This is a genomic window from Aureitalea sp. L0-47 (assembly GCF_026126405.1).
Classification (GTDB): Bacteria; Bacteroidota; Bacteroidia; order Flavobacteriales; family Flavobacteriaceae; genus Pukyongia.
This window is the reverse complement of sequence record NZ_JAFMTQ010000014.1, coordinates 88,884-98,530: the sequence shown is the minus strand read 5'-3', so window position 1 is coordinate 98,530 and position 9,647 is coordinate 88,884. Positions and strand designations below refer to the sequence as shown.

The following is a 9,647-nucleotide window of genomic DNA, read 5'->3' as shown; positions in this document are numbered from 1 at the left end:
GACCTTCGAAATATGGGAAGTGAGCTGTCTATCGACGTCTCAGCACTTGCCTCCGGAGTGTATATGGTTCAGATCAACAGCGAAGCCGCTACAACGGTCAAGCGTTTGATCAAAGAATAATCCTAGAGATTATATAACCAACCAAAAGAAAACCCCTTCCAAATTGGAAGGGGTTTTTTTATTTTAATTATTTGATTTGCGTCTTTATGTTGTCTAGAGTAATTATCTCTTTACTTGCTGTTTCCAAATTGCTTTCTCAAAATAGTCGACCTTGTTCGTCACTATATGAATATTAGCCGTTGGATTTGTCGGATTCGTCTGCGCAATTCTGCGCTCAAACATTCTTTCCATAATTACCTTTTTTAAAGTTTACTCAAAGGTACACCCAACAAGTCATAAAATTAGCCAAGGCCTTGTTATTGTTAGGTTAATGTAATTCCGTGACTACGGATTCAGCCCGATTACCAATACGTTATTTAGAATAGTTCCAGCTTGTTAAAACGGTATAATATCGACCTAACTATTGCGAATGAAGAACAATAAATACTACTTCAGTATGGATTTAATAAACGTCTGAATCCCCTGGATTCCTTCAGATGTTAACATTTTAATAAACGCACTACCAATGATGGCACCACTAGCGAATTCGGTGGCAGATTTAAAGGTTTCAACATTGTTAATTCCGAAACCAACTATTTGAGGATTCGACAAATTCATATTCGCGATCCTGGCGAAATAATCCTTTTGTTCTTGTCCAAAACCACTAGTCTTTCCAGTTGTGCTTGCGCTGCTCACCATATAGATGAAACCTTCACTGTTTTCATCGATCTCCATAATACGTTCATCCGAAGTTTGAGGAGTGATAAGAAATACATTTATCAAGTTGTATCGCTTGAAGATGGATGCGTAATGTTCCTGGTATTCCGCAAGGGGTAAATCTGGCAGAATTAAACCGTCGATTCCAATTTCTTCGCATTTAGCGCAAAAGGCTTCTACGCCGTATTGTAGTACAGGGTTGAAATAGCCCATGATAATTAATGGTATGGAAACTCGTTCTCGAATATTCGTAAGCTGTTCGAACAACAAATCTGTATTCATTCCATTTTTTAAAGCAGCTGTAGAACTCTCCTGAATTGTAGGCCCATCGGCCAATGGATCGCTAAATGGTAATCCTATCTCGACCATGTCCACGCCATTCTCTTCGAGGGACTCCAATATTTCTACTGTATCTTCCAGTTGTGGATATCCGGCTGTAAAATAAATAGACAGCAGCTTTTTATCTTCGCTTAGCTTTTTTGTAATTCGGTTCATGATCAAAGATTAAAATAATCAATATAGGTTCCCAGGTCCTTGTCGCCCCTACCACTCAGATTAACTACTACTACGTCTTCATTTTTAAAAGGCCGATCTTTAAATATCGCAAAAGCATGGCTGGTTTCTATCGCCGGTATAATACCTTCAAGTTTGCTAAGCTCAAGGCCTGCGAGCATTGCGTCCTCATCTGTGATTGATATGAATTCACCTCGACCACTAGTATAAAGGTGTGCGTGCATAGGTCCTACCCCCGGATAGTCCAGGCCAGCAGATATGGAATAAGGTTCGGTTATTTGTCCATCCCCGGTTTGCATAAGTAGCGTCTTACTCCCGTGAATTATTCCGGCCTTACCAAGTACAGAGGTTGCCGCACTCTCCCCGGTATGAATACCTTTTCCTGCAGCTTCAACTGCGATTATACCTACCTCTTCATTATCTAGAAAGTGATAATAAGCCCCAGCCGCATTACTTCCTCCACCTACACAAGCCACCACATAATCCGGTTCCTCGCGACCTTCTTTTTCGTGCAGCTGTTCTTTTATTTCTTCTGAAATTACACTCTGAAATCTCGCAACCATATCGGGGTAGGGATGTGGCCCCACCACACTTCCGATTATGTAGTGAGTATTCGTTGGATTGTTGATCCAGTCCCTGATCGCTTCATTTGTTGCATCTTTCAGCGTCCTGCTCCCACTAAGGGCAGGTATCACTGTTGCGCCGAGCATCTTCATTCGGGCAACATTTGGAGCCTGACGTTCGATATCGATCTCGCCCATATAAACAATACATTCAATACCCATGAGCGCACAAACGGTAGCGGTGGCTACCCCATGCTGTCCGGCTCCGGTTTCGGCTATGATCCTATTCTTACCTAATTTTTTCGCCAGGAGAATCTGACCAATAGTATTGTTCACCTTATGAGCACCAGTGTGGCATAGATCTTCCCGTTTTAGGTATATTTTTGTGTTGTATTTTTCTGAAAGTCGCTCCGCGAAATATAATGGGGTGGGCCGGCCCACATAATCCTTCAGTAATGAAGAAAATTCTTCTTTGAAAGACGCTTCCGAAGTGATTTCCAGGTAATTTTGTCGCAATTCTTCTACATTCGGATAGAGCATTTCAGGGATATAAGCGCCCCCGAATTCTCCATAATATCCTTTTTCATTTACATGATAGCTCATCAATAAACTTTTTAAGTTTGATAATATCTTTTCTTCCCGGCTCGATCTCGAACCTGCTGTTCACATCTACACCCAATATTGGTAGATCGGTTGACAGCATCTTTTTAATCTCATTTATTTCTTCCAGACCAATGCCTCCGCTTAGCATAAATGGTTTTTCTGAAGGATATGCTTCTAACGCATTCCAGTTAAACACTTCACCTGTTCCACCCTTGGTTTTACCTTTTGTGTCAAATAAGAAAGCTTCTACAAAGGGTTCGTAGGATTTTAATAGGTTGAAATTGAATTCGTCTTTAATATGAAAGACCTTCCAAAGCGAGATATCTCCAAGGCCATCGTCTTCTAGGCTTTTACCCAGCTGTTCACAATACTCTGTAGTTTCCTCCCCATGCAGTTGTACGGTATCGAGATCGTAGACAGAAACAAGCTGAACGAGATGTTCTATATCGGTATTTACAAACACCCCAACTTTATTAATGCTGTCCGGTAAATTAGGTATCTCACCCAAAAAGTTTCTCGGACTCCCGGGATAGAAAATAAAACCTAGGTAGTGAGGCAACAGATCGGCAACTTCCGATATGTTGTGCTTCATACCACATATTTTAACCTTCGGAATGCTCATAGCAGATGCTGAATAAATTGCTTTGCTGCTTTACCGGGGTCATTATGACGCATAAAATGCTCTCCTACCAAAAATCCCTGGTATCCATAGTTTCTTAATTCTGAAATCGCCTCTATCGAACTGATCCCACTTTCCGAAACTTTCACAAACCGTTTCGGTATCAACCCTGATAAGCGTTTACTGTTCTCTGTGCTAACTTCAAATGTCTTTAGATTACGGTTGTTAACACCTATCATGCTCACCTTATCGATGTTCGATCGCTCTAGTTCTTCTTCGTTATGCACCTCCAATAAGACCTCTAGTCCAAGATCCGTGGCAACCTTGGCGAACTCACTTAATTCGCTATTGTTCAAAGCAGCCGCAATTAAAAGAACCGCGTCGGCTCCATAAGCTTTAGCTTCGTATAGCTGGTAAGTATCTATAATAAATTCTTTTCGCAAAAGAGGAGTGCTAACGAAATCTCTCGCAACCAACAAATCGTCCAAAGATCCTCCAAAAAAGGAAGTATCCGTTAATACCGACATGGCCGCCACTCCTGCTTTTTCGTAGCCACTAGCCACTTCAGGTAGACTAACCTTCTCATTGATCACCGACTTACTAGGGGAGCGTCTTTTGTGTTCCGCAATGATTCCATTCTTGCTATTCCTTAGTGCTTCCGACATAGAGAACGCTGACCTTTTGAATAGCTCGGATTGTTTCAGAATGGAAATTGGAAATGCTTTTTTTCGAGCTTCCACCTCCTTGCGCTTGTAGGCGATTATTTTATCTAATATTGTCATGCTTCGCTGCTTAATTCCTGTAATTTCTGAAGTGATTTTAAAGCGAGTCCGTCCTGTAAGGAAGCCATGGCTTTTTCAAATCCTTCCAAAGGGGAACATTTTTCAACCACGGATATTGCCATACCAGCGTTGGCGCATACCACATTATTTTGAGCTGAAGTGCCTTTACCACTTAAGATCTTTGTAAAGATCTTAGCTGATTCCTCAATGGTATCACCCCCGTGTATTTCTTCCTGTGTGATTTGCGACACCTGAAAATCCGAAGGCTTCAGGATCATGTCACTGCTATTCGAGATCACCTTGGTAGAGCCCGTAAGAGAGATCTCGTCATAGCCATCGATGGCGTGTAACACGGCGTAGTTCTTATCGGTTTTTTGGTACAAATACCCATACATTCGAGCCAACTCCAGGCTAAAAACACCAACTAGCTGGTTCTTTGGAAAAGCCGGGTTTACCATAGGCCCCAACATATTAAAGAAGGTCTTAACGCCTAGTTCGCGCCTTATGGGTGCTACGTTCTTCATAGCAGGGTGGAAGAGTGGTGCATGTAGAATACAGATGCCGGCTTCTTCAAGGCAGCGTCTCAGAAACTCGGAATCACTACTAAACCGGATTCCCAGTTGTTCCATAACATTACTACTCCCGCTAATAGACGAAACACCGTAATTCCCGTGTTTGGTTACAAGGACCCCGGCACCGGCAGTTACAAAGGATGCGAGGGTTGATATATTAAATGTATTCTTGCCATCGCCACCCGTTCCGCAGAGATCTATAGTATTAAGATCCGAAACATCCACCGGTATGCATAGCTCCAACAAGGCATCCCGGAACCCTTCCAGTTCCTCCAAACCTATGCTTCGCATCATGTAAACGGTTAGAAAGGCGGAGATCTGACTAGAATTATAAGCTCCTTCAGAAATGGAAACTAGAATATTCCTGGCTTCCTCTCTATCCAATTGTTCGTGGTTTATCAACCTGTTGAGCACCTTTTTCATTTAGCTTTCTATCCAGTTTTTGATCATTGTTTTTCCTTCGGGTGTTAAAACGCTTTCCGGGTGAAATTGAACGGCCCGAATATCGAATTCGCGGTGCCGCAAAGACATGATCTGTCCGTTCTCGTCTAAAGAAGTAATTTCGAGAACATCCGGAAAACCTTCTCTTTCCACCACCCAGGAATGATATCTTCCTACCTCGATCTCTTTTTGTAAACCCGAAAATAGTGGTTCGTTATCCACCAGGATATTTGCTTTGGTGGCAACACCGTGGAAAACTTCATCTAGGTTGGTGATACTGCCACCAAATACTTCTCCTATGGCCTGCTGTCCGAGACAAACCCCAAGAATTGGCTTTCGTCCTGCATAGGCTCTGATAACATCTTTCAGCAGTCCGGCTTCGTCCGGAATACCGGGTCCGGGGGACAATAGTATTTTATCGTACTTCTCGACTTCTTCCAGTAAGAACCTGTCGTTTCTAACTACGGTAACGTCTACATTGAGATCCTCCAGGTAGTGTACCAGGTTGTACACGAAACTATCATAATTGTCTATTACCAATACTTTCATTCTCAAACGGTTTCTGCCATTTCCATGGCTTTGGTTAACGCTCCAAGTTTATTGTAAACCTCCTGCAATTCGCTCTCTTCCTTACTGTCGGAAACAATTCCCGCCCCGGCCTGGTAATGCAGGGTGTGGTTCTTGCTCACAAATGACCGAATGATGATGGCGTGATTGAAGTTCCCTTCAAAATCCATAAATCCGATGGCCCCACCGTAGAACTCCCTATTCACATTCTCGTATTCTTCCAGTAGTTGCATCGCCCGGTGTTTTGGAGCTCCGCTTAGCGTTCCCGCCGGGAAAGTATCGGCTACAATTTGCATGGTCTTGGTGTTGGGATTTTTCTTCGCCGTGACCTTGCTCACCAGGTGGATCACGTGTGAAAAGAACTGAACCTCCCGGTAGGTTTCCACCTGTACATCACTTCCGTGCCTGCTGAGATCGTTTCTCGCAAGGTCGACCAGCATCACATGTTCGCTATTCTCTTTTTCATCTTCGGAAAGTTTACGAGCCAGTTCGGCATCCTGCTCGTCATTCCCTGTTCGCTTGAAAGTTCCGGCAATTGGATGAATCTCCGCCCGGTCCTTCTGAACCACCAATTGTGCCTCCGGAGAACTTCCGAAGATCTTATAATTGCCGTAGTCGAAATAGAAAAGGTAAGGGGAAGGGTTGATGCTGCGAAGCGCTCTGTACACGTTGAAATCATCACCGCTGAATTCCTGGGAAAAACGTTTTGAGGGTACTATCTGAAACACATCTCCACGGGCACAATGTTCCTTGCACTTCGATACCAGGTCCATGAAGGCTTCATCTTTAATATTCGTGCTTACATTTCCTTTTCGCCTGAAAGGATATTCGGCGAAATTCTTCGATTGCAATACACGGGTGATCTCCGGTATATTAGATTCGGAATTAAAACAATGAGAAAATATATAAGCTTCATTGTTGAAGTGGTTGATGGCGATAACGTTCTGATAGACGGCGTAATAAACGTCCGGAATCTCGAGCTGCGACTTGCTTTTGTTCACTTCTATATCTTCAAAGTAACGAACCGCATCGTAACTCATATATCCGAAGAGCCCATTAGTAGGAAAGTTAAATGCTGTATCTGTATTACTTCGGAAAGAAGCCGCAAATTCTTCAAGGACCTCAGGGATATTCATATCGGGATCAATCTTGGTTGATTCGCTTTTTCCATCGGGAAAGTGCTGCACTACTTTCTCTTCAGAAATAGAAATTGACGCTATGGGATTACAACAAATAAAACTAAAGGTATTGTCGTTAGCCCTATAATCACTACTTTCAAGCAGCAAGCTATTGGGGTACTTGTCACGCAAACGAAGGTAGACAGAAACCGGAGTTAAGGTGTCCGCCAGTAGTCTTTCGAAATGTGTTGTTAAGTTATATTTCATTAGTAGTTTAGCATAAAAAAAGGCTTGTCGTGATAGACAAGCCCGTATATTGATAACTCATAGTGCTCCGCTCACGACGATTGACGTAAGTTTTTCCACCACCAGTTGTTTAAATTTATTGCTTTCATGTGAGTTCAAAGATATGAATTGCCTCGAAACACGCAAAAATTTTAGGTCGCATTTTTAACCAAATAAACGTTTGGCATAATTTTTAGTCATACTTAGGTATGGAGTTGAAAAATATTTACCATTTATACCGAAGAGCAGCTTTTGGAATACGTCCTTCCGAAGCAAAAAAACTTACTTCATTCACCAGAGAAGAAGTGGTAGATAAGCTAATGGAAGGTTCTGAAAATGTCACCCCACTCACCGTTGATCTATCCGAATTCGACGAGTTCTTCGCCGGTGATTTCCAGGGGAAGCTGAAAGAATTCAGGAAGCTCATCAGGAAAAATGCGAGTAAACATCTTGAGTACAATGCTGCCTGGCTAGAACGAATTTCCACTTCCAAAGAAGCGCTTAACGAACGAATGACCCTATTCTGGTCCAATCACTTTGTGGTAAGGGACCAGGTGCTTTATTACTCTGTTCAGTATAGAAATATGCTGAGGGAGCATGCACTGGGTGATTTCAGAGATTTTACCAAGGAGATAGGTAAGGCCCCTTCCATGATGAAATATCTCAACACGAACAGGAACAAGAAAGGCAACCCCAATGAGAACTACGCCCGGGAACTCCTCGAGCTCTTCACTTTAGGTGAAGGAAATTATACGGAGGATGATATTAAGGAAGCCGCTCGCGCTTTTACAGGTTGGGGCTCCCGAATGGATGGTTCTTTTATACTGAATGAACGTCGACACGACTTCAGTACAAAAAACTTTATGGGTTGGAAAGGTGAACTTGATGGTGATGATATCGTGAATATCATCTGTAAACAGAAAGCCTGTGCTACATTTATTTGTACTAAACTCTATCGGTATTTCGTAAATACCAATGTGAATCCCGATCACGTAGAGGAGATGGCGGAAGTATTCCACAAGGATCACGATATAAAAAACTTAATGCGTTTTCTGTTTATGTCGGATTGGTTCTACGATGCCGATAACGTAGGGAATAAGATCAAATCACCAATAGATCTTCTGAGTTCGATCTACAGGGTTGTGCCTTTCGAATTCGAGGATCACAGGCAGCAGTTGTTTGTTCAGCGGTTGCTCGGACAGTCTCTACTGGAGCCGCCTAACGTGGCGGGATGGCCTGGAGGTCGTTCCTGGATCAACAGTCATACCCTGATGATACGTATGAAACTGGCTTCGGTTTTCCTTGGGAACGGTATGATACCTTCCGAATCATTTCAGTATAAAGCAGCGCAAGGAAGAACTTTTGGTGATCGATTAAAGGTTTCCAGCGATTGGAGCTCATTCAGTAACGAATACGGTGGGCTGGAATTTGAAGGGTTGGCTGAAGCCATCTGCGCACCCGAATTAAAAGGTGGAACAGCCCAAATGTTTAAAGAGGTAGACGGATTCTCCAAAAGAGAAATTAGTATGCAGTTGATGTCGCTGCCTGAATTTCAATTGACGTAAGCTATGAAAAGAAGAGATTTTATAAAAAATTCGGCCTTGGCCAGTAGCTTGTTTTTAGTGCCTGGGTTTTTGAAGGCTATGGACGCACAGCTTAGTGTTCCAGAGGGAATCAAGCGTTTAGTGATCATTCAGTTAGCAGGAGGTAATGACGGACTCAATACCGTAGTTCCTTATCGCAACGATATCTATTACCGGGAACGGCCGATGATCGCGATCAAGAAGAGGCATATTATAAAGCTGAACACGGAACTAGGTTTCCATACTAATCTCGCGCCATTAAAGGAACTGTTCGACAAAGGTGAACTAACGATCGTGAACAACGTAGGTTATCCAAATCCAAACAGATCACACTTCAGGTCCACTGATATCTGGCATACGGCCAGTGCGGCTAACGAAGTGTTACACGAAGGATGGGTAGGTCGTTATTTGGATCTATATGGTGAGAATCCGTACGACGCTATTGAAGTAGGAAATGCTTTGTCTTTAATAATGAAGGGCAAATTTGGTAATGGTACCGTTGCAAAGGATGCCGCCATGTTGAAGAAAGTTGCCGGGGACCCGTATTTCGACACCCTGTTGTCTTATCAGCAGGATGCCCATTTAAGTGAGCACAATATGGGATATCTCTACCAAACCATGATAGATGCAAAACAAACGGCGAATTATATCTATGAAAAAACGAAAGTGACCAAGTCGGCTTTCGATTACGGTACTTCAGAATTCGGTAAACAAATGAAAACCCTGGCGGAATTCATCAATAGCCGCCTGGACACCAAAGTGTATTTTGCTTCGTTGAACGGGTTCGACACTCATGCGGGTCAATCAGGGAAGCACGAATCCCTGCTTAAAACCTATGCTGAAGGAGTGGGTACTCTTGTCAAGGACCTGAAAGCAAACGGAACCTTTAAGGATACGCTGATTCTTACTTTTTCTGAATTTGGAAGGCGAGTATCGCAAAATGCCGCCATGGGAACCGACCACGGTGCTGCAAATAACGTCTTTGTAATTGGTAAGAACCTGAAGCGTCCTGGTCTCTATAACCAGGCTCCCGACCTTACAAGGCTGGACAAGAACGGAGATCTTATCTATGAGATCGATTTCCGAAGGATCTACGCGAATATCATGGATAACTGGCTGGATGTTCCTAGCACTACTTTGCTGAACGAAGCACATGCACCACTTAATATTGTATAAAAAAAGGCC

The 9,647-nt window shown here is 43.0% G+C and carries 11 protein-coding genes; 3 read left to right on the top strand and 8 right to left on the bottom strand.

The genetic code is table 11. From position 1 onward, the window contains the following. The first annotated feature begins 12 nt into the window (after positions 1-12). Positions 13-120 carry a T9SS type A sorting domain-containing protein gene (locus tag J1N09_RS15545; protein WP_414826851.1) on the top strand — a complete coding sequence of 36 codons (108 nt, stop codon included), beginning with the start codon at positions 13-15 and terminating at the stop codon, positions 118-120. Positions 121-222: 102 nt separating this feature from the next. On the opposite strand, the gene J1N09_RS12910 is transcribed toward J1N09_RS15545, so the two are convergent. The 8 genes from J1N09_RS12910 to J1N09_RS12875 all read right to left on the bottom strand — a co-directional run bounded on the left by J1N09_RS12910 (position 223) and on the right by J1N09_RS12875 (position 6,861). After that, positions 223-351, bottom strand: a complete 129-nt coding sequence (locus J1N09_RS12910) for a hypothetical protein (protein ID WP_265200647.1) — start codon at positions 349-351, stop codon at positions 223-225. 195 nt (positions 352-546) lie between these two features. Further along, complete coding sequence (trpA, locus tag J1N09_RS12905; RefSeq protein WP_265200646.1) at positions 547-1,311, bottom strand: tryptophan synthase subunit alpha; 765 nt, start codon at positions 1,309-1,311, stop codon at positions 547-549. Between the two features lie 2 nt (positions 1,312-1,313). After that, positions 1,314-2,495, bottom strand: a complete 1,182-nt coding sequence (trpB, locus tag J1N09_RS12900; RefSeq protein ID WP_265200645.1) for a tryptophan synthase subunit beta — start codon at positions 2,493-2,495, stop codon at positions 1,314-1,316. Next, complete coding sequence (locus J1N09_RS12895; RefSeq protein ID WP_265200644.1) at positions 2,476-3,087, bottom strand: phosphoribosylanthranilate isomerase; 612 nt, start codon at positions 3,085-3,087, stop codon at positions 2,476-2,478. The genes trpB and J1N09_RS12895 overlap by 20 nt, the downstream gene beginning before the upstream one ends. Positions 3,088-3,113: 26 nt before the next feature. After that, the gene (gene trpC, locus J1N09_RS12890; protein WP_265200643.1) at positions 3,114-3,896 is read right to left on the bottom strand and encodes an indole-3-glycerol phosphate synthase TrpC; all 783 of its coding nucleotides are present in this window, start codon (positions 3,894-3,896) and stop codon (positions 3,114-3,116) included. Further along, positions 3,893-4,891 carry an anthranilate phosphoribosyltransferase gene (gene trpD / locus J1N09_RS12885; RefSeq protein WP_265200642.1) on the bottom strand — a complete coding sequence of 333 codons (999 nt, stop codon included), beginning with the start codon at positions 4,889-4,891 and terminating at the stop codon, positions 3,893-3,895. The genes trpC and trpD overlap by 4 nt, the downstream gene beginning before the upstream one ends. Then, complete coding sequence (locus tag J1N09_RS12880; RefSeq protein WP_265200641.1) at positions 4,892-5,458, bottom strand: anthranilate synthase component II; 567 nt, start codon at positions 5,456-5,458, stop codon at positions 4,892-4,894. It lies immediately after the preceding gene. A 2-nt stretch (positions 5,459-5,460) separates the two neighbouring features. Further along, positions 5,461-6,861, bottom strand: a complete 1,401-nt coding sequence (locus tag J1N09_RS12875) for an anthranilate synthase component I family protein (protein WP_265200640.1) — start codon at positions 6,859-6,861, stop codon at positions 5,461-5,463. Positions 6,862-7,094: 233 nt separating this feature from the next. On the opposite strand from J1N09_RS12875, the gene J1N09_RS12870 reads away from it, so the two are divergent. Next, on the top strand, positions 7,095-8,444 hold the full coding sequence (locus J1N09_RS12870; protein WP_265200639.1) for a DUF1800 domain-containing protein: 1,350 nt from the start codon (positions 7,095-7,097) through the stop codon (positions 8,442-8,444). 3 nt (positions 8,445-8,447) lie between these two features. Beyond that, positions 8,448-9,638: a DUF1501 domain-containing protein gene (locus J1N09_RS12865; protein ID WP_265200638.1), complete on the top strand. Its 1,191-nt coding sequence runs from the start codon at positions 8,448-8,450 to the stop codon at positions 9,636-9,638. Positions 9,639-9,647 lie beyond the last annotated feature (9 nt).